This window comes from Negativicutes bacterium (assembly GCA_021372785.1).
Classification (GTDB): Bacteria; Bacillota; JAAYKD01; order JAAYKD01; family JAAYKD01; genus JAJFTT01.
On sequence record JAJFTT010000006.1, the window covers coordinates 1 to 20,217 of the forward strand.

The 20,217-nt window shown below is 50.0% G+C and carries 17 protein-coding genes and 1 tRNA gene; 2 read left to right on the forward strand and 16 right to left on the reverse strand.

The annotated features are described in order from the left end of the window. From LLG09_00785 to ftsE, 12 genes are all read right to left on the reverse strand, one after another. Positions 1-716, reverse strand: a 716-nt coding sequence (locus LLG09_00785; GenBank protein ID MCE5195658.1) for an LON peptidase substrate-binding domain-containing protein, incomplete at its 3' end; no start/stop codon positions are given. Positions 717-903: 187 nt separating this feature from the next. Next, the gene (locus LLG09_00790; protein ID MCE5195659.1) at positions 904-1,047 is read right to left on the reverse strand and encodes a hypothetical protein; all 144 of its coding nucleotides are present in this window, start codon (positions 1,045-1,047) and stop codon (positions 904-906) included. Between the two features lie 86 nt (positions 1,048-1,133). After that, positions 1,134-1,502, reverse strand: a complete 369-nt coding sequence (locus LLG09_00795) for a hypothetical protein (protein MCE5195660.1) — start codon at positions 1,500-1,502, stop codon at positions 1,134-1,136. Then, a complete protein-coding gene (locus LLG09_00800; GenBank protein MCE5195661.1) occupies positions 1,474-2,121 on the reverse strand; it encodes a redox-sensing transcriptional repressor Rex in 648 nt (215 codons plus the stop codon). Before LLG09_00800 ends, LLG09_00795 begins: the two co-directional genes overlap by 29 nt. Before the next feature lie 211 nt (positions 2,122-2,332). Further along, on the reverse strand, positions 2,333-3,661 hold the full coding sequence (gene clpX / locus LLG09_00805; protein MCE5195662.1) for an ATP-dependent Clp protease ATP-binding subunit ClpX: 1,329 nt from the start codon (positions 3,659-3,661) through the stop codon (positions 2,333-2,335). A gap of 41 nt (positions 3,662-3,702) precedes the next feature. Continuing rightward, complete coding sequence (gene tig / locus LLG09_00810) at positions 3,703-4,986, reverse strand: trigger factor (GenBank protein MCE5195663.1); 1,284 nt, start codon at positions 4,984-4,986, stop codon at positions 3,703-3,705. 94 nt (positions 4,987-5,080) lie between these two features. Continuing rightward, positions 5,081-5,156, reverse strand: a tRNA-Gly gene (locus tag LLG09_00815). A 138-nt stretch (positions 5,157-5,294) separates the two neighbouring features. Continuing rightward, positions 5,295-7,268: an excinuclease ABC subunit UvrB gene (uvrB, locus tag LLG09_00820; GenBank protein MCE5195664.1), complete on the reverse strand. Its 1,974-nt coding sequence runs from the start codon at positions 7,266-7,268 to the stop codon at positions 5,295-5,297. A 46-nt stretch (positions 7,269-7,314) separates the two neighbouring features. Further along, on the reverse strand, positions 7,315-9,201 hold the full coding sequence (locus LLG09_00825; protein MCE5195665.1) for a PDZ domain-containing protein: 1,887 nt from the start codon (positions 9,199-9,201) through the stop codon (positions 7,315-7,317). 68 nt (positions 9,202-9,269) lie between these two features. Then, complete coding sequence (locus tag LLG09_00830) at positions 9,270-10,409, reverse strand: peptidoglycan DD-metalloendopeptidase family protein (GenBank protein ID MCE5195666.1); 1,140 nt, start codon at positions 10,407-10,409, stop codon at positions 9,270-9,272. A gap of 11 nt (positions 10,410-10,420) precedes the next feature. Beyond that, positions 10,421-11,308, reverse strand: coding sequence for a permease-like cell division protein FtsX (gene ftsX / locus LLG09_00835; GenBank protein MCE5195667.1), 888 nt, complete (start codon positions 11,306-11,308; stop codon positions 10,421-10,423). Beyond that, on the reverse strand, positions 11,305-11,985 hold the full coding sequence (gene ftsE, locus LLG09_00840) for a cell division ATP-binding protein FtsE (protein ID MCE5195668.1): 681 nt from the start codon (positions 11,983-11,985) through the stop codon (positions 11,305-11,307). The genes ftsX and ftsE overlap by 4 nt, the downstream gene beginning before the upstream one ends. A 412-nt stretch (positions 11,986-12,397) precedes the next feature. Between ftsE and LLG09_00845 the strand changes: the two genes are divergently transcribed. After that, on the forward strand, positions 12,398-14,071 hold the full coding sequence (locus tag LLG09_00845; protein MCE5195669.1) for a ribonuclease J: 1,674 nt from the start codon (positions 12,398-12,400) through the stop codon (positions 14,069-14,071). 90 nt (positions 14,072-14,161) lie between these two features. Here LLG09_00845 and mreB read toward each other — a convergent pair whose 3' ends face one another. From mreB to lysS, 3 genes are all read right to left on the reverse strand, one after another. Then, entirely contained in the window at positions 14,162-15,181 is a 1,020-nt protein-coding gene (mreB, locus tag LLG09_00850) for a rod shape-determining protein MreB (GenBank protein ID MCE5195670.1), read from the reverse strand. Between the two features lie 238 nt (positions 15,182-15,419). After that, the gene (locus tag LLG09_00855; protein MCE5195671.1) at positions 15,420-15,986 is read right to left on the reverse strand and encodes an NUDIX domain-containing protein; all 567 of its coding nucleotides are present in this window, start codon (positions 15,984-15,986) and stop codon (positions 15,420-15,422) included. 111 nt (positions 15,987-16,097) lie between these two features. Next, entirely contained in the window at positions 16,098-17,600 is a 1,503-nt protein-coding gene (gene lysS, locus LLG09_00860; protein MCE5195672.1) for a lysine--tRNA ligase, read from the reverse strand. Between the two features lie 213 nt (positions 17,601-17,813). Between lysS and LLG09_00865 the strand changes: the two genes are divergently transcribed. After that, on the forward strand, positions 17,814-18,245 hold the full coding sequence (locus LLG09_00865) for a MarR family transcriptional regulator (protein MCE5195673.1): 432 nt from the start codon (positions 17,814-17,816) through the stop codon (positions 18,243-18,245). Between the two features lie 103 nt (positions 18,246-18,348). On the opposite strand, the gene LLG09_00870 is transcribed toward LLG09_00865, so the two are convergent. After that, positions 18,349-20,124, reverse strand: a complete 1,776-nt coding sequence (locus LLG09_00870; protein ID MCE5195674.1) for a DNA polymerase — start codon at positions 20,122-20,124, stop codon at positions 18,349-18,351. Positions 20,125-20,217: the final 93 nt, after the last annotated feature.

The window sequence follows — 20,217 nt, forward strand, 5'->3', positions numbered from 1 at the left end:
TTCTGAATGACCTTGATCTGTTCGCGCAGAAAATACTCGCGCTGGCTCTTAGCCATCACGGTTTGCGTCTGTGCCTGGATATAACTCTCCAGTTCGTAGCGCTGGATCACTCGCTCGATAAAAACACTCAAATCCAGGAGACGCTGCTCCACCGACAGATCAGCCAGCATAATCTGCTTTTCCTGAAAGGAAAACGGCAGATGGGTAGCCAAAAAATCCGCGAACAAACCGGGCGTTTGCATCATACCGGCTTCTCTCAGTAGGCTGGCCGGATATTTTTGGTTCAGCCGTATCAATTGCCGCAGTCGTTCCGTGATCCGCTCCACCAATAAAGTTGACTTTTCATCCATAATATCCAGCTCCGTCTGCTCGGTTGCCTGAGCGCGCAGCACATCTTCTCCGTTTGGCAGATAGGTATGCACCAAACCACGCTGCTGACCTTCCAAAATAACCTGCTTTTGACCGCTGGGCAGGCGGATGATTTGCTTTACGCGGCAGATCGTACCAACCAAAGCCAGTTTATCGGCGTCCACCTGGGCGGCGGTATCATCCGCTTCTTTGCGATAACCCACAATCAGCACCTGTTCACCCCGCGCCATGGCGTCTTCCACATCGCGTTCCACTTTACCTTGCATAAAATCCAGCCGCAGCATGGTATGCGGGAAAACAACAACCTCTTCCAAAGGCAAGACGACATAACTCTTTGCTTCTGACAAGTAAACAGCCCCTCTTTTTATACAATCTGGTTCTCAGATTATGATTCATCCTTAAAATAATTCGCCAAACCTGCCGCAGAATCCTGCCTGCCGCTCACTCGCCCTCAATGCGGCGCCGGAAAGATAAAAAACGGCTTCTTTCGCAATGGCTTGACCGGCGTAAGAAACCGTTTTATCGGTTCGTCTGCTAATTCTCTTCGATCACTAATTTGCCCATCTGCTCCAATTTCTCGAGAGACGCCTCAACCATCCGGACTTTACGCTTCGGCTCCCGCGTCACGAAATTGGCGGTGGTGGAACCGCTAAGGATGTGCAACCCCTCCTGTGCCATGAATTTACCAGCAAACTCCTGATCACTTCTCTTTTGCTCCGGCGGACCGGGCAGAATCGTTAAACTGAGCGCTTTTCTGCGGTGAATCAGCAGAATCGAGGTATCGTCAGCTGCATAACCGCCGGAGATTTTTTGGTTAATGCAAGGATTTTGTCCAGCTTTTGCTGCCGGTGCGCATACTCCGTCAGAGCATGCTGCAAATAATCCGCAATTCCACTGGCTCCGATGCCGAAAACATATTTGGCGCCCATGCCGGCTTGCGTTACGCCGTCAGAACAAAGAAACAAACTTTCATTTTCCCGCAGAATACCGAAACTTTCCCAGATGATCTCAAAACCTGCCGTGTAGCAACGCGGCTTCATCACCTGCGCTGTCCCTTCACTGATCAGAATCGACCTGGGTGATTCGTGATCCTCTGTTTTCTTATTAATTGCTGTCAGGAAGATGTTCGGCAAGGAATTGAGAAATCATCGCCAGAGATGCTGACATATTCTCGCTTTTGATAAAAATCCCATCGGGGACCTTGAGATTGACCGGAGCAAAATTCCAGATGGCAATGATGCCGCCCGCCAGCATCAGGTCACACACCGATTGCGCCTGATCGGCCGGTACTGTAATAATTCCAATATGAATCTTTCTGCTCTGACACAGATTGATGAATTTTCCCATTGGCAGGATCAATTTGCCTTCGATTGTCATATGATGCAAATTGGGGTTGCTGTCAAAACCCGCAACGATATTCAAGCCATAAGTTTGAAAACCGGGATAGGTAAGCAGAGCCTGACCTAATTTTCCAACACCAACCAGCACGGCTTCATCTTTACTGTCATATCCCAGACGGGATTCAATCCCCTTGGTCAATTCATTGATATTAAAACCGGTCCGGGGTTTGCCGCCGGTCATACTGACAGCAGCCAAATCTTTTCTGACTTGAACTTCATTCAATTTCAAGCTGTTGGCAATCATCGTGGCGGAAATGCTGGTGACTTCTTTATGATTGATTGTCTGCAAATAGTGCAAATAATCCGGCAGGCGCTTGAGTGTTTGCATTGAGATCGGCTTTCGATTTTTCATTGTCACAAAAAGAGTCCTCCTTGTGCAGCTTATTTCGATAACATTATATCGATTACCGGTGTTCCCGTCAAGAGCAGCGCTCCTGCATTTTCACCTGATCTCATTGCGCGTTGATTCGGCATTGCTGAAAAACAGACTGATCATTCTGCTGTGAAATGATCAGTCTGTTGCCCGAGGGTTCCATCCCTTGCCGGCGTGCAGGTGATGGTTTTTATGCTTCGTTTTGCTCGCCGCCGACCACCTTTTCTCCGTCGGCAAGATAATTGTCATGCGATAACAGCAGGACCGGTGTTTTTTCTTTGCGCATAACCGCATCATCAATAATCACTTTGCGGACATCCCGGCGGGAAGGTATTTCATACATCGTCTGCATCAAGACACCTTCCAGAATGGCACGCAGCCCGCGTGCTCCCGTATTGCGGATGATGGCTTCTTTCGCAACTTCTCTGAGCGCATCGGCCGTAAATTCCAATTCGACAGCATCAAGAGCGAACAGCTGCTGATATTGTTTCACCAAAGCGTTCTTCGGTTCGGTCAGAATGCGCACCAGTGTATCTTCGTTCAGCGCATCCAACGTTGCGATGACAGGAATACGACCGACCAGTTCCGGAATCAGTCCATAACGAATTAAATCAGCCGGAATGACCTGATGGATCAACTCGTTCATGGTCATTTCCTTTGCAGCCCGCACTTCTGCACCAAAACCGATCGTCTTTTTGCCGACTCTCGTCTCGATCAATTTGTCCAGACCATCAAACGCACCACCCACAATGAAGAGAATATTGGTGGTATCCAGTTGGATAAATTCCTGGTGCGGCAATTTGCGGCCGCCCTGAGGAGGCACATTGGCTACGGTGCCTTCCAGAATTTTCAATAACGCCTGCTGCACGCCTTCGCCGGAAACATCCCGGGTGATGCTGCGGTTCTCGCTGCGGCGGCTGATTTTATCAATTTCATCGATATAGACGATCCCCTGTTCCGCCCGTTCGATATTATAATCGGCAGCCTGAATCAGACGGAGCAAGATATTTTCCACGTCTTCACCGACATAACCTGCTTCGGTTAAAGTGGTAGCATCGGAGATGGCAAACGGCACATTGAGGATCTTCGCCAAGGTCTGAGCCAGATAGGTTTTACCCACGCCGGTCGGACCCAGCAGCAGAACATTGCTCTTGGCTAATTCCACCTCTTCATTTTTTTGTTTGCTTTTTGATTTTGTTCCCTGGATGCTGCTCTTTTGACGGATTCGTTTATAATGATTGTAGACTGCAACAGACAGCGACTTTTTCGCTTCTTCCTGACCGATGACATATTGATCCAGTGCCTGCTTAATTTCCAGAGGTTTCATCAATTCCTCCAGCGCAAACGCTTCTTTGGGATCATTTTTCAGTTCGTCTTCTAAAATCTCGTTACATAAATCAATACACTCGTTGCAAATAAAAACTCCGTTGCCGGCAACTAATTTACGCACTTGATCCTGCGGCTTACCGCAGAAGGAACAAAAAAATTGTTTCTTATCGTCCCGAAATCCTTTCGCCATCTTTCTCCTCGCTTAATCCAATCAAACCTGAAACGCAATGATTATTCCACTGCCGCTTCGGTTAAGAATTCTATTGTTTTTTTATAAGCCACTTCGGCAGCGATTTCCGGATACATTCCTTGATCATTGACGATTTTCTGGAATGCATCCACTTCCATTTGGTAGGTTTTGGCCATTTCAGCCACTTGTTTTGCGATTTCTTCTTCTGTTGCCACAATGCTTTCCACTTTCGTGATCTGATCAATGACCAGAGTCTGTCGCACCGCTTTTTCTGCCTGCGGTTTGAAATCTTCTTTCATATTTTCCGCTGTTTTACCGAGAATCTTTTGGTAATCAGCTAATTTCAGACCCTGACGCATCAGAGAATTCTCAAAGTTACGCATCATCTGCTCTGTTTGACGACTGATCAGAATTTCCGGAATTTCCACCTGCGCATTCGCCACTACTTTGGCCAGCACAGCATTCCGCTTGGCTTCTTTGTCCTGTAAGACTGCCGTTTCTTTCAGTGTATTTTCCAGCTGAACTTTCAATTCCGCCAGCGTCTCCACATCGGAGACATCCTTGGCAAAATCATCGTCCAGGGGCAAAATTTCTTTGCGATGGATTTCAGTGATTTTGCAGAGGAAAACCGCGTCTTTGCCGGCCAATTCGGCAGCATGATAGCTCTCCGGGAAAGTGACCTGAACCGTAACCTCTTCGTCGATATTTTTACCAATCAATTGATCTTCAAAACCGGGAATAAAAGAATTGCTGCCCAATTCCAAATCATAATTCTCCGCTTTGCCGCCTTCAAACGCCACACCGTCCACAGAACCGTCGAAGTTCAATTTAATAAAGTCACCCGGTTGCGCGGCGCTTTCCACGGGAACCAGGCGCGCATGTTCATCCTGCAAACGCTTCAGTTCGGCTTCCACCGCAGCTTCGCTGACTTCGCTGTGTTTTACTTCTACTTTAATCCCTTTGTATTCGCCCAAGACAACTTCCGGATTTACGGTAACCACGAATTTGATTTCCGCCGGCTGTCCTTTGGCGAAGCTGAGCACATCCACTTCCGGACGGTCGATCGGATCCAGATTGGTTTCTTTCAGCACAAACTCGTAAGCTTCCGGCAATAAGGCATCCACCGCTTCATCATAGAGCATTTCGACGCCGTAGCGGGCCTCCAGCATGGGGCGCGGAAACTTTCCTTTGCGAAAACCGGGAACATTGATTTGTCTGACCACTTTTCTATAGCTTTTCTCCAAACCCTGTTCCACTTCCTCCGGGCTCAGTTCTACGTTGAGCGTAACATAATAACGCTCCTGACTTTGAGATTTCAGTTTCATAATATCATATCCTCCTTTTATTACCGGTCGCGCTGCGCGTCCTTGCTTCATTCCCTCCCTTACCTGGAATCAGGGGAGAGATTCATATACAAATTGGAGCGGAAAACGGGACTCGGACCCGCAACCTCCACCTTGGCAAGGTGGCGCTCTACCAATTGAGCTATTTCCGCACTACGCTTAACATTATATCAAACAAAGCGGAAAATGCAAGGCGGTTCCGACGTTATTTTCTACTGAAAAGATGCAGAATATTGTGCTTTTTGCTGATGAAGATCAACAGGGAATCCCTGGCTGTGCCGGGCTTTCTGTTAAAGCGAGGCACGCAATTCCATCATAGCATCGCGGATTCTGGCTGCTTCTTCAAAATCCAGCGCTTTGGCGGCGGCTTTCATATCTTTTTCCAAACGCCCAATCAAATCCTGCAGCTCACGTTTGTCCATCTTGGCCACTTTCTCTTTGCTGAGATGCTCATAGGAATCCCCTCTGGCAATGGAATCGATCACGCTGTGCACGTCTTTGCGAATCGTGGTCGGCGTAATATGATGTTCCAAATTGAAAGCGGTTTGGATTTTGCGGCGGCGGTTGGTCTCATCGATGGCAATTTGCATCGAATCTGTGATGCGATCAGCATATAAAATGACCTTGCCGTTTGAATTTCTGGCCGCCCGGCCGATGGTTTGAATCAGCGAGCGCGCGCTTCTTAAAAAACCTTCCTTATCCGCATCGAGAATGGCGACCAAAGAAACTTCCGGCAGATCGAGACCTTCCCGCAGCAAATTGATGCCTACCAGCACATCGAAACTGCCCAGGCGCAGGTCGCGGATAATTTCCATGCGTTCCAAAGAATCGATTTCATGATGCATATAGCGGACTTTCACACCCAGTTGGTTCAGATATTCGGTTAAATCTTCCGCCATTTTTTTGGTCAGCGTTGTGATCAAAACGCGTTCCTGCCTGGCGGCACGCAGTTTGATTTCCGCCAATAAATCATCGATCTGACCCTTGATCGGTCTTAAATCCAATTCCGGATCGAGCAGACCGGTTGGCCGGATGATCATCTCCACGGTCTGACTGCTGTGAGCGGCTTCATATTCACTCGGCGTCGCCGATACGAAAATGACCTGATTGATATGAGCTTCAAATTCGGCGAAGGTCAGCGGCCGATTGTCAAAGGCAGACGGCAGGCGAAAACCGTACTGCACCAGCTTTTCTTTGCGGGCGCGGTCGCCGCCGTGCATGCCGCGAACCTGCGGAATCGTGACATGCGATTCATCCACCATCATTAAAAAATCATCCGGAAAATAATCCAGCAGAACATCCGGCGCTGTGCCGGGCATGCGACCGGAAAGCGGCCGCGAATAATTCTCAATGCCGCTGCAAAAACCCATCTCCATCATCATTTCCAGATCATACTCGGTGCGCTGTTGAATGCGCTGCGCCTCAATCAATAAGTCATTCTCTTGAAACCAGGCCACCCGCTCTTCCATCTCCTGTTCAATCTCCACAATCGCACGCTTCACATTCTCTTCCGAAGTGACATAATGACTGGCGGGGTAAATATCAACGGCATTCGGCGTTTCCAGAATTTCCCCCGTCAATACATTAACACAGGAAATCCGATCCACCTCATCGCCGAACAATTCAATCCGATAAGCCAGCTCGTTGGTATTGGCCGGGATGACTTCCACCGTATCGCCCCGCACCCGAAAGCGGCCGCGCTGGAAATCAATTTCATTGCGCTGATACTGAATCGCCACCAGGCGGCGTAAAATATCTTCCCTGCGAATTTGCTGACCCAGTTCCAAATGCAAATGCAAATTCATATATTCCATGGGGGAACCCAAACCATAAATACAGGAAACCGAGGCGACGATGATCACATCCCGGCGGGTCAGCAAGGCAATGGTCGCCGCATGACGCAGTTTATCAATTTCATCATTGATCGAGCTGTCTTTCTCAATATAAGTGTCAGTCTGAGGAATGTAGGCTTCCGGCTGGTAATAATCATAATAACTGACAAAATACTCAACGGCATTCTCCGGAAAATACTCTTTGAACTCGCTGCACAACTGAGCTGCCAGAATCTTATTATGAGCAAGCACCAAGGTAGGCCGCTGGGTTTGCGCAATGACGTTTGCCATTGCAAAGGTTTTGCCGGAACCGGTGACGCCCAGCAAAGTCTGACCCCAATAGCCCGCGTTGATGCCGGCTACCAATTGCTCAATGGCTTTCGGCTGATCTCCTTGCGGCTGATAGGGAGCGTGCAATTGAAATAGTCCCATCTTTGTCTGTTCTCCTCCCAGAAAATCACATTCACCCGTTGCTGTCCTAGTCTGCCGCCAGCAAACCTTGTAGGACTTCCCTTGCTTTCTCGTACTGCGGATCACCGCCGCCGTCCAACAAAACATAACAATCGGCGTTTAAATTCTGCACTGTTGCCAAATCCAGTTGACCGGTTGCCTGCAACCCCTTGCTCGTTTGGTAGGCAGCCACCGCGTTTTGGGTTGCCTCAGCATATTCCGTTTCTGCCGCCACCGGGAAGCCCAGCGCGTTCAGTTTATATTGCAGTAAAGAGAGATCGGATGGTTTCAATTTTGCCACATCAATCGTGCCAAGCGGGAACCAGGCATCCACCACGATGAAATCGGGAGTCAAGCCGACATCGGCGACCTGACGACCATTTCTGGTATACCAGTTGCTGGTGGTAAAAGTAATTCCGGAACCGTTCGATAAATTGACGGAACTCTGTCCCACCCCTTTACCATAACTCTGCACACCGACCAGCGGTACGCCGCTGTCCTGCAAGGCGCCCGCCAACACTTCGGAAGCGCTGGCGCTGTATTGGTTGATCAGCACCACCATTGGGAAACCACGCTCTTTCAGCTGGGAAAACTCCTCATCTGTATAACCATTGGCATAAACAATGGAGAAAATTTTACCCTCCGGCAGCAGACACTGCGCCGATTCCACTACGCCGGTATGCGTACCGCCGCCATTGTTGCGCAGATCGAGAATCAACCCGGTCATGCCTTGCGCTTTGAATTCTTCAACCAGGGCGGCTAACTGCTTGCCGGTCTGATCATTAAAGGAAGTCAGTTCGATATCGGCGATTTTATCATCGCTCAAACTGCCGGTCACCGTTTTGGTTTCTACGGTCGCTCTGGTGACGGTGACCTGCAAATCCTCCATGCTGCCGGGACGGCGGATGGTCAAAACAACATCCGTGTTCACCGGACCGCGCACCAGCGTGACGGCGTCATCGGTGGACCAGCCCACGACATCGACACCATCCACCGCCAGAATCTGATCTCCGGTTAATAATCCGGCGGCTGCAGCCGGAGAATCCTCATAGGGCTGCACGATGGTAATATAACCGCCGTTTTCAATCACAGACGCTCCGATGCCGGAATAAAAGCCACTGCTGTCATCCATTTTCATCGAAAAAGTCTCCGGGTCATAATAAGCCGCATATTTATCATCCAGAGCAGCCAGCATGCCTTCGATCGCACCGTCCATCAGTTTAGCGGTATCCGGGTTCAGAGTGGAATTTTCGGTTACATACTGATAGGCTTCCATAAACGCCGAGAGATCCGGGTTGGATGAGATCAAATTGGCCAGATAAGCAGTGTATTTGCTTTCCTCTGTTTCGGTTAAGCTGCCCGATGGGCTGTTCACCATGTTATAACGGCGCCATAATTGCGTGCCGTTAAAGAGCAGAGCCACAGCGAGCAAAAGACAACCCGCAAAGAAAACCAGATTACCGCGGCCGATCGGCTGTTTCAGCCGAGGCGTCGGTTCCGGCAGCACAGGCAAATGCTCCTCTTCGGGCGGCAACAAAATCGCAGGACCCTGCGCCGCGTCCGGCTCCGGCTGCGTCTGAGCGGGCAGTTCCGTTGTTCCCTCTGCCGCCGGCTCCGGCTGTGTCTGAGCTGGCAGTTCCGTTGTCTCCTCTGCTGCCGGCTCCGGCTGCGTCTGAGCGGGCAGTTCCGTTGTCTCCTCTGCTGCCGGCTCCTGCGGCGTCTGAGCGGGCAGTTCCGTTGTCTCCTCTGCCGCCGGCTCCGGCTGTGTCTGAGCGGGCAGTTCCGTTGTCTCCTCTGCTGCCGGCTCCTGCGGCGGTATCTCACTGCCTGGCATACCTTCCGCGTTTGATGCCAGCGGCTTATTGATCCGATCCTGCTCAGCGGGCTCCGGATTTTTCTTTTCCTCGATTTCCATACAATACGACTCCTTTTGTTGCGGGATTCTCACTCTCGAATCCTGCGCATTCTTGCCAAACCATTCACTTAAGCCAGATAATTCCAGGGGTCAACCCGCTCTCCGTCGACACGGAACTCAATATGCAAATGCGGTCCTGTGCTCCAGCCGGTAGATCCCACCAGCCCGATCACGTCACCCTGATCGACGGTATCCCAAACACCGACTAAAATTTGTGACATATGACCATAGACCGTGACGATGCCGTTACCATGGTCGAGCATGACCATATTGCCATAACCGCCGGTATTCCAGCCGGCATAAATCACCGTGGCGTTGTCCACAGCCAAAATATTGGCGCCGTAAGGACCCGCAATATCCAAACCACCATGGAAATTACTATTGCTACCGCCAAAAGGATCATCCCGCCAGCCGAATTCATCCGTTGTAACATAAGAGCTGGGCAGAGGCCAGATATACTGTCCGCTGCCGTAGACATTGCCCTGATTCTGCGCCTGCAATTGACGGATGGTTTCTGCCAAGGCCACCGCCTGCGCTTCAAAGGCGTCATAGGATGCCTGCCAGCTTTCTTTCTGACTCTGAATGTTCCCCATTAAGCTGTTGCGCTCCGTTTGCATGCTTGCCAGTTCCTCACTGCGGACGCCGGCCTGGTAGGCCAGTGAGGCTAAATAACTGTTATAGTTTTCCAGAGACGTATTGATTTCCTCTTGCTGCTCCCTCAGGAGACGCTGTTCTTCCAGTAATTCGACATCTCTTTGGAACAGCAAAGTGATCTGATCAAAACTGGTCAGAAATTCACTGAAGGAGGAACTGCCGAAGAGGACTTCCAGGTAACTGACGTTGCCGTTCTCATAGAGAGCGCGCAACCGTGTTTTGGAAACTTCGTATTTCTTCTGCAGTTCCGCCTCGATGGAAGCCAATTGCTGCTGCCCTTGCAGCACATTCTGCTCTGTTGTGGCTTTCTCATTTTGCAGATAGGCCAGCTCTTTGCCGGTCCAGTCCAACTCCCAATCGATTTGGGCCAGTTCCGTCAGAAGACTGTTGGTCTGTTGATTGGCCCATTCAATTTTACCCAGCAGTTCCGCTTTCTGCGCATTGGCCGCCGCCAGAGCCGCTTCATAATCTGATACTTCATCGGCACTGGCAAAACTAAAAGCGGCAACCAGACAAAGGCAAAGCAGACTGATGATCCATTGCTGTTTTTTCATTTTTTCACCTATTATACTTTTAAATAACGGCCCAGGGAAAGCGCACTGCCGATAATTCCAATCAGGGCACCCCCGGCTATCAGTGTGAAGAATAAACCGCGCATAAACGGGAACACCGGCAGCACCGGCAGAAAGGGAATCGAGGTTGTCACATAACCGACAAAATAATGATAAATCAGAAAAATGAAACCGCCCGCCAGCAAAGCGCCAAAAATCCCCATGATCATTCCCTCCAAAATGAAAGGCCAACGGATAAACCAATCGGTAGCGCCAACGTACTTCATGATCTGGATTTCCTGCCTGCGGGCAAATACAGTCAGGCGAATCGTATTCATCATCACAAATAAGGTCGCGGTAGCCAGAGCCAACATGACTGCAGTCATGCTATAACGGATCGCCTGGGTGATACTCAGCAGTTTTTCCACTTCTTCTCTGCCATACTTGACTTCCGCGATCCCATGCAGCTTTTCCAAAGCAGATGCCACCACAGCGACCTGTTCGATCTCCGTCGTCGTCACTTCAAAGGAATTGCGTAAAGGATTATCGCTTTCATACCCCGCCAATAAATCCGAACGGCTGCCTAATTTTTTTGAAAGGCGAACCAGTGCTTCCGCATTGGATACGAAGACGGTTTCTTTGACCGCAGGCATGGCTTCAATCTGGCTCTGCAGCAGGGCAATTTCCTCCTGCACCACCTGATCGTCCAGATATGCGGTGATCTCCAACTTACCTTCCACATCGCGCGCGATATAATCCAGGTTGGCGGTCAGCACCAGAAAAAATCCCAGTATGATAAACATTACCAGCGTAATACCCACCGAAGCAAACATCATCCAGCCGTTGCGGCGCAAACCGGTAAAGGCTTCTTTAAAATAATAAGCGATGGTGTGGGGTTTCAATTGTTATATCCCCCTTCCAGGCGTTCATTTACTTTCTTCCCGCCTTCCATCACAATGACCCGATGCTTCATGCGGTTGACCATTTCTTTATCATGCGTCGCCATAATGACGGTCATGCCGCGCTCGTTGACCAAACTCAAAAGGCGCATGATTTCCCAGGAAGTCGCCGGATCCAAATTTCCGGTTGGTTCATCACAGATTAATATACCGGGGTCATTTGCCAGCGCTCTGGCAATGGCGACCCGCTGCTTCTCACCGCCGGAGAGCTGATCGGGAAAGGATTTGGATCTGGTTGACAGACCAACCAATTCCAGCAGCAAAGGCACCCGATTATGAATCTCCCGGTTGGATGATTCCACTACCTGCATAGCAAACGCCACATTTTCATAAACCGTCTTCTGCGGCAGCAGCCGGTAATCCTGAAAAACGACGCCAAGTCTGCGGCGTAAGGCCGCCACCCGGTTGCGGCGCAACCGATTGATGATTTGGTTATCCAGCGTAATCTTGCCGGCTGTTGGGCGCTCTTCGGCAGTCATCAGGCGTAAAATTGTCGATTTGCCGGCGCCGCTGGGACCCACCAAATAAACAAATTCCCCTTTCTCGATGGAAAAGGAGACATTATCCAAAGCCTGCACCCGGTTGTTGTAGATTTTACTGACTGAATCAAAAGTAAACATGATCCTCCCCCTGCGGCCACCGGCTGCTCCCTACCGGGGCTGCCGAAGATCCGCTGATTGGACACCGATCGATCTGTATCCGATTCTGTCTTGAGTTAAAGACGAATGAAAGTGCCTAAAATGTTCCTTTTTCATCATAGGAACTTGCATGAATCTTCGACGAAGTGATTTTGTTTTCCTCTGCTATGCGAATTATTTCATAAAGTTAGCAATAAATGGATTTTACCTGTTGTGAAAAAACGCAAAAGAGAGTAAAATAGAATAACAAGGATTTATGCTGGTCTATTTTTAAGCATTATGATCAAAGACTGCAGCCAAGACAGATCAAAACGCTGTCATATCGCAAGGCAGTTGAAATCAGAGTAAATTACGGTCAGGATAACAGGATTATCGCGGAACTTATGGAGGCAACATGGCTAAAAAAGGTACAAACAAATTACAGCTCATTCCCCTGGGCGGTGTGAGCGAAATCGGTAAGAATATGACGGCACTGCGTTTTGGGCAGGAAATCATCCTGATCGATACCGGTTTAAAATTTCCCGGGGATGATATGCCCGGCATCGATTACATTATTCCCAATTTTTCCTATGTTCTGGAACACAGGGATCTGATCAAAGGACTTTGCCTGACTCATGGTCATGAAGATCACATCGGCGGGGTTGCTTATTTGGAACAGCAGCTCAAAATTCCGATCTGGGGTTCCACACTGACCTTGGGCTTATTGGAAAATAAGCTGAAAGAGCACAAAATAACGGCGGAAACCCACACGATTCAAAATGGCGACATTGTACAGTTCGGTCATCATTTTAAAGTTGAATTCATTCAGAATAATCACAGCATCCCGGACAGCTTTGCTTTAGCCATCCGCACACCGGCAGGAATCCTGATCCATACCGGTGACTTTAAGATTGACCAAACGCCGGTCTCTGGACCCACGATCAATCTGCAAAAGCTGGGAGCCTACGGTCAGGAAGGTGTATTGGCTCTGATGATCGACTCAACCAATGCCGAACGGGAAGGCTTCACCAAATCAGAGCGCGTCGTCGGCAAAACGTTTGAAGAAATTCTGCGCAGCCATACCGAAGGACGCATCCTGATCGCCTCGTTCGCCTCCAATATCCATCGCATCCAGCAAGTCTTTGATGTTGCGGAAAAATACGGCCGCAAGGTTTCGGCGGTCGGCCGCAGCATGATCAATAACATTGAGATTGCCGGCCGTTTGGGCTATTTGAAATATAACGAGAAGAATTATCTGCCGATTGAAGCAGTCAGTTCGATCAAAGACAATGAGCTGCTGATTATTTCTACCGGTTCTCAAGGGGAACCGCTGGCCGGACTGACCCGCATGGCCATGCAGAGCCATCCCAAAGTCAACATTCGGGAAGGCGATCTGGTGATCCTCTCCTCTTCTCCGATTCCCGGCAATGAGCGTTTGGTCAGCAAGGTCATCGACGGTCTCTATCGCTGCGGCGCTACCGTGATCCATCAGGGGATGAGCGAAGTTCACGTTTCCGGTCATGCCAGCCGCGAAGAATTAAAACTGATCCTCAGCCTGACGCAGCCGCGTTATGTCATCCCTTTCCACGGCGAGTACCGGCATCAGGCAAGCATGGTACGTTTGGCCGAAGAAATGGGAATCGGCCGTACCCGCAGCTATCTTGCTGAAATCGGTGATGTGATAGAGATTTCCAACGAATCGCTGCGTAAGGTTGGCACCGTCACAGCCGGCCCGGTTTATGTCGACAGCTCGGGAGTCGGTGATGTGGGAAATGCTGTGCTGCGTGACAGAACGCAATTGTCTTTGGATGGTACTCTAACGGTAGTAATGGCAATGGACCGCAGCCATAAGAATATCCTCAGCGGGCCGGAAATTCTGACGCGCGGTTTTATTTATGTCAAAGAATCGGAAGAACTGATGCGGGATATCCGTCAATTGGTCAAGGGTATCGTGGCAGAACAGGTTCAAATCGGCAATACCGACCTAAACCTCATCAAAAACACCTTGCGGGACGCTTTGAGCGGTTATTTGTTTGAAAAAACCGAGCGTACGCCGATGATCCTGCCGATTATCATGGAAATCAGCTGACGGAGCGATCGGCCGACCCTTATCACTGTCTGAAAAAATCCGCCCGGGCGATCAGCTCAGGCGGATTTTTATAATTAGAAAAGAAATCTTCTAACGCTTGCGGCTGCTGATCAGATTCTTCTCCAGGTAATTTAAGGAATCCAGCGCCAAACAGGTACCCAGGCCGACACACTCGATCGGGTTATCGGCCACGTAAGTATGAATCCCGGTTTCCTGCGTCATCAATTTATCCAGGCCGTCAATCAAAGCACCGCCGCCTGTCATAATGATACCGCGGTCCATGATATCGGCCGCCAGTTCCGGCGGAGTGCGTTCCAAAACAGTTTTTACCAGACTGACGATGCTGTCGATCGGTTCCTGCATTGCTGTCATGGCCTGATGAGAAGTAATTGTCACATTTTTGGGTAAACCGGTGACTAAATCACGGCCGCGCACTTCCAGATAAACTTCGCGCGAGCCCGGAAAAGCGGTGCCGGCTTGAATCTTGATATCTTCTGCGGTGCGTTCGCCAATCAACAGGCGATATTCATTGCGCATAAAGCGAATGATTGCTTCATCCATTTTATCGCCGGCAATGCGGGCCGCTAGAGAAACGACAATACCCCCCAGAGAAATGACTGCGACATCAGTCGTGCCGCCGCCAATATCCACAACAATGGCGCCGTTCGGTTTGGCCACATCAATGCCAGCCCCCATGGCAGCTGCCAGTGGTTCTTCGATCAGGAAGGTCTGGCGTGCTCCGGCTTCGCTGGCTGCTTCCAGCACGGCTCTTTGCTCGACCGTTGTAATTCCGGAAGGAACCCCAATCATCAGACGCGGCCCGAAGAAACGATTTTTACCGCAGACTTTGCGAATAAACGCCTGCAGCATCTGTTGGGTCACATCATAATCGGCAATGACACCTTCCCGCATGGGGCGGACAGCAATAATATTGCCCGGGGTGCGACCGATCATTTGACGCGCTTCTTCCCCGATGGCAAGTATCTTGCCGGTATCTCTGTCGACCGCAACAACAGAAGGTTCATTGAGTACAATACCTTTATTCTTAATGGAAACCAAAACACTGGCGGTTCCCAAATCGATGCCAACATCCATACCAAAACCAAACATGTTAAAATCCTCCCCCGTGTGCCTTTCGATCATTTTCGAACAGGCATGCTTCCGCAGTCCCAATTCAGATTCGCCGCTGTTTTCACTGAATCCTGCCTGTCCTATGAAATTTGTATCTCCTGTCCGCTCCGATAAAACATTTTTTTAGTCTCAGCACCGCGGCCCACAGCGATTGATGAGAAGCAACAGAATTCTTGATAATTCAAATCAATTCCCGGAAAAACCGTCTGCCTTACGACTAACTTTTGGACTTCGGTTCTTCCGCAGCTTTTTTACCGGGCAATGGCTGAGGATTCTGCTTTAACCAATATAAACCTTCACGCAGTACAACGCGGTCACGCAGCAGGATATATTTCATGGTATAATCAACGCATTGGTTCTTGCGCATGCGGAAACTGGCCTGCTTGGGTGTAAACCAACGCAATTCAAAGCCCAGCCGTCTTTCATTGGCACTCAAGTCGTTGCCAATCGCTTCTCCGCTAACCCTGCCGACAAAACAATAAGAAAGCTGCAGATAATGATTCTGTGCCTTATGTTCCTCAATCGTACCGATTTCGGCTAAAATTTCCACCGGGAAACCGGTTTCTTCCCGTACTTCTCTGATAAAAGCCGCTTCTTTGCTTTCGCCGGGCAAGATGCCGCCGCCGGGCAGTTTATAGATGCTGAGTTTTCTTAAGTACATTAAAGCGATTTTGCCCTGATCATTGATGACCACGCCTCTTGAGCCATAACGGGAAATACGGGACACCAGACCAAGATCTTCCCCGGTCACCTGTCTGTCGGTAATGCGTCCCAAAAAGCGCATGTTCTTTACACCTCTTCACTCTGCAGCCTTGACAGTTCTGATTTGAACGCGGTTCGCGGCCTGATCCGCCGCTTTCTGATCCCGGGCCCGGACGCGCTGCCGGTCTTCGTCTTATCTCGTTTCTGCTTCATCTTCCAAAGGGCGCATCAACGGGAATAAGACTCCGTCGCGAATATTCTCCAGGTTTAAAAGCACCTGCAGTAAACGGTCAATCCCCATGCCCCACCCCGAAATCGGCGGCATACCATATTCCATACACTTGAGATATTCATGATCGAGCGGCATCGCTTCGGCATCGCCCCGGCTGCGCAATCCCGCCTGCTGTTCCAAACGGATGCGCTGATCAACCGGATCGACCAATTCAGAATAGGCATTGATCAGCTCCGCACCGTTGACTACCAATTGGAAACGATCGACAATCTGATTGTTCTCATCATTGCGCCGCGCCAAAGGGGAAAGATCCAAAGGATGACAGATCAAAAAAACCGGACTGATCATAAATGGACGGCTGACCTTTTTGTATAATTGATCAATCAGATTCCCTTTACCAAGGCTCTCCAGATTTTCATGTTCCAGTTTGATTCCCTGCCCGCGGATGGCGGCCAGCAGTGCGGCGGCATCCGCACACGCGTCGATATCGATCGCCGTATCTTTGAGAATTAAGTCCCGGAACGAAACGACCGGCCATTCCCGGCTGAAATCAATCTCCTGCTCACCGATTTGCAATAAGGTGCTGCCGAACAATTCCTGCAGCACAGTCAGAATCAATTCCCGCAGCATCTTCATATTGTCCCGGTAATTAAAGTAAGCGCTGTAACCTTCAATCATGGTGAAGTCCTGTAAATGTACCGGACTGATTCCTTCGTTCCTAAAACAGCGGGCAACCTCAAAGACATGCTGAAAGCCTCCCACGATCAGGCGTTTCAGATAAGTCTCCGGCGCGATCCGCAGGTAAACATCCAGATCGAGTGAATTATGATGGGTCACAAACGGCGTTGCCAGAGCGCCGGAGGCCTGATTGGTCAGGATCGGTGTCTCCACCTCCAAAAAGCCTCTGTCTTCCAGAAAATGCCGGATGGTACTCAGCAATTTGGAGCGCATCAGGACAACCTTGCGTGTTTCTTCATTAGAGATCAAATCAAGATAACGTTGGCGATATCGTAATTCGGTATCCGCCAAGCCATGCCATTTTTCCGGCAATTCCCGCAGCGCCTTACCCAGAAAAGTATAACTTTCCACTTGCAGAGAACGCTCACCGCTGTTGGTGGTAAACAGGGTGCCGCAAAAACCAAAAAAATCGCCGATATCGACAATCTTATGAAAAAAATCATATTGGTCTTCCAATGTGTTCTTCTTGAGGACAAACTGCAGTTTGCCCTCAAGATCCTGCAGATGCCCAAATGTAATCTTACCCATCTTGCGCATCGAAACGACACGTCCGGCAATCCGGACATCCGCTGTGCCGTCCGGCAGAAGAAACGCATCTTTTAACGTGTGGCTGACAGAAAAGCGCTCAGGATAAACTTGAATGCCTGCCTCCTGCAGCAATTTTAGCTTATCGACTCGATAGTCGGCGAACTTATCATAATAGTCTTTATATTGTTCCACATCCATTCACATAACCTCCACCAGTTTACTGAATTATAATTGTAACCCCCCGCATCTGTTAATGTCAAGTAGCAGCGAAGAAATTATCATATATCTCATATTTACGTTAAAATCCAGCCCTTTTCATCTTGACACTGCAGCAAAGCGCCTCTATAATTATATATTAAGGAAGCTAATGGTTTAAGAAACGAATCAAATCGATACGGAAAGGTAAAAATCATGAAGAACAACGAACTACATATCTATCTTGGCCGCCTGTTCCGCAGTCACTGGCGCGAAACCACCAATCGTTTTGCGAAGATAGGTCTGAGCAGTGCGCAGCCGAAATTACTGCATTATCTCTCCAACCATCCCGGTGCCATGCAGCGGGAAATTGCGGATGGCTGCAGCATCGAATCCGCTACCGCCACCAGCATCTTAAGCGGCATGGAACAAGCCAAATTGATTTACCGCGAAGCGGATGGCAAAGACCGCCGGATCATGCGGACTTTCTTAACCGAAAAAGGACAGCAAACGCAGCAGGAAATCGATCGTATTTTCTTTGAAGTGGAAAATATCTGCTATCAGGGTTTCAGCGAAGCCGAAATCGAACAATTGTATCTCTTCCTGGACCGAATGTATCAAAATATGCAGAAAACCGAAAGCGAATAGGAAAATCCTGCTTCTTCACGCATAAAATTCCAACCTGAAATAACCGTCTCCCGCTCTGATTCGCACAGCGGCAGACGGTTTTTCTTGCATTCGCTTCTCACTCTTATTTTGCATCGGCCCAGCTGTTGCCGATGTTGGCTTCTGCCGTCACGGGAACTGTTTTCAGGATGAATTTACCCGCCCGTTCCATTTGAGTCTTTAAAAAATACTTGGCGGCCACGCCATCCTCTTGCGGCACTTCCATCAATATTTCGTCATGAACGAAGCCGATGAGATGCCACTTGGGATTGACATTTTCCTGATAGATCAGGCAGATCGCTTTTTTGGCAATATCGGCTGCCGTTCCCTGCACCGGCATATTATATAAGCCGGCCAAACCGGCGACAGTACTCCAAATATAGCGTCTGCCGCTGAGGGTACGCGTTTCTGCCGGGATTCCCGCTCTGCGGTCTGCCTCATTTTGTAGGCGAACCTTCTGATGCCAGCGGGCAATCCCCCGATAAGCCATAAAAAAGCGCTGCCGGAATTGTTCCGCCTGTTCCAGCGTCATCTCGGCGCCGTAAGTATCCCGCGCGTAAGTTTGCAGTCCTCTGGCTCCCATGGCGTAGACCAAACCGAAATTAATCGCTTTTGCCGCCTGACGCTGCTTCTTATCAATTATTTCGATCGGCAGACCGGTAACCAGGGAAGCGGTCAGGCGATGCAGGTCCTCACCCTCCCGATACGCTTTGATCATCCGGGCATCCCGGGCTACTTCCGCCGCCACCCGCAGTTCAATTTGCGAATAATCGGCTATCACGAGCACGTTACCCGGCGCAGCCTGGAAACAACGGCGAAAGGCTTCTTCCCTGGGTGTAGCCTGGATATTGGGGGAAGCGCAGGAAAACCTGCCGCTGCCGGCTCCCATTTGCTGATAATGCGAATGAATACGTCCGGTCAGCGGATGGATATAACCCGGCAGAGCATCAATAAAAGTATTCAGTTGCTTGGCAACTTTGCGGTACTCCAACAGTTGGGCAACTTCCGGATAGGTCTCCGCCAACCGGGTCAGCGTGTGCCGGCTGGTATCGGGCAAAGCAATGCCGCGGCGTGCCAGGGCGGCGCGCAGTTGTTCCGGGCTGTCCAGATTGACCGCCGTCGTATCCGTCTCTCCCAGTAAATTCATCTGGGATTTTTCGGAAGAAAGTAATGGAGACAATTCTTTTTCCAGGCGATCAGCTTCCCTGTGCAGCTGATCGCCTAAGGTCCGCAATACCTGCTGGTTCAGATACATGCCGGTCAATTCCATATCGGCTACGCCGTACACACAATCAAATTCTATTTTAGCCACATCCACCAGTTGATTTTCCACCAGGTGCTCCACCATCGCAGCACGCAGCGGCAATAATACTGCGGTGGCCTGCGCCTGCAGCAGCAGCCTGTCTTCCCGGCTGCGCTGCTCCGGACCGTTGTCTTCCGGCAAAACGGTCAGCGGATACCGCAAAAAAAACCGCGTCAAAGCTGCCAGCTCATATTCCTGTGGCCCCTGCGGCGTTGTGAGCAATTGAGCAGCCAAGAAAGGATCAAACAAAGTACCGTGCAGCAAAAGATCATTGACTTGACAGAATTCAACCGCTTCTTTGGCATGAAAGATTACTTTCACCGTCTTGGCGTTGCCGAATAGCCGCCGCAAGGGAGCTCTGTCGGCGGCGCTTGGAAAGCGAGTAAATTCCACCAGCCAGACATCATCCTTGCCTGTATTCAGGCCAATCATTTGCAGAGGATGCAAATAAGGGTCAGGCCCTGCTGTCCGGATACTGATTGCCAACAGACGCTGTCCGCTCAGCTGTGCTACGGCTTCTTCCAACTGCGCCGTTTCCGTTATATAATGATATTTCACAGGTCCCGCCTCCTGCTCTCGCGTTTTCGCCGCCGCAGCCTCTCCTGCTGTCGTCTCTTTTCATTCGAGACACCGGCAGCCATTTCCTTTGTC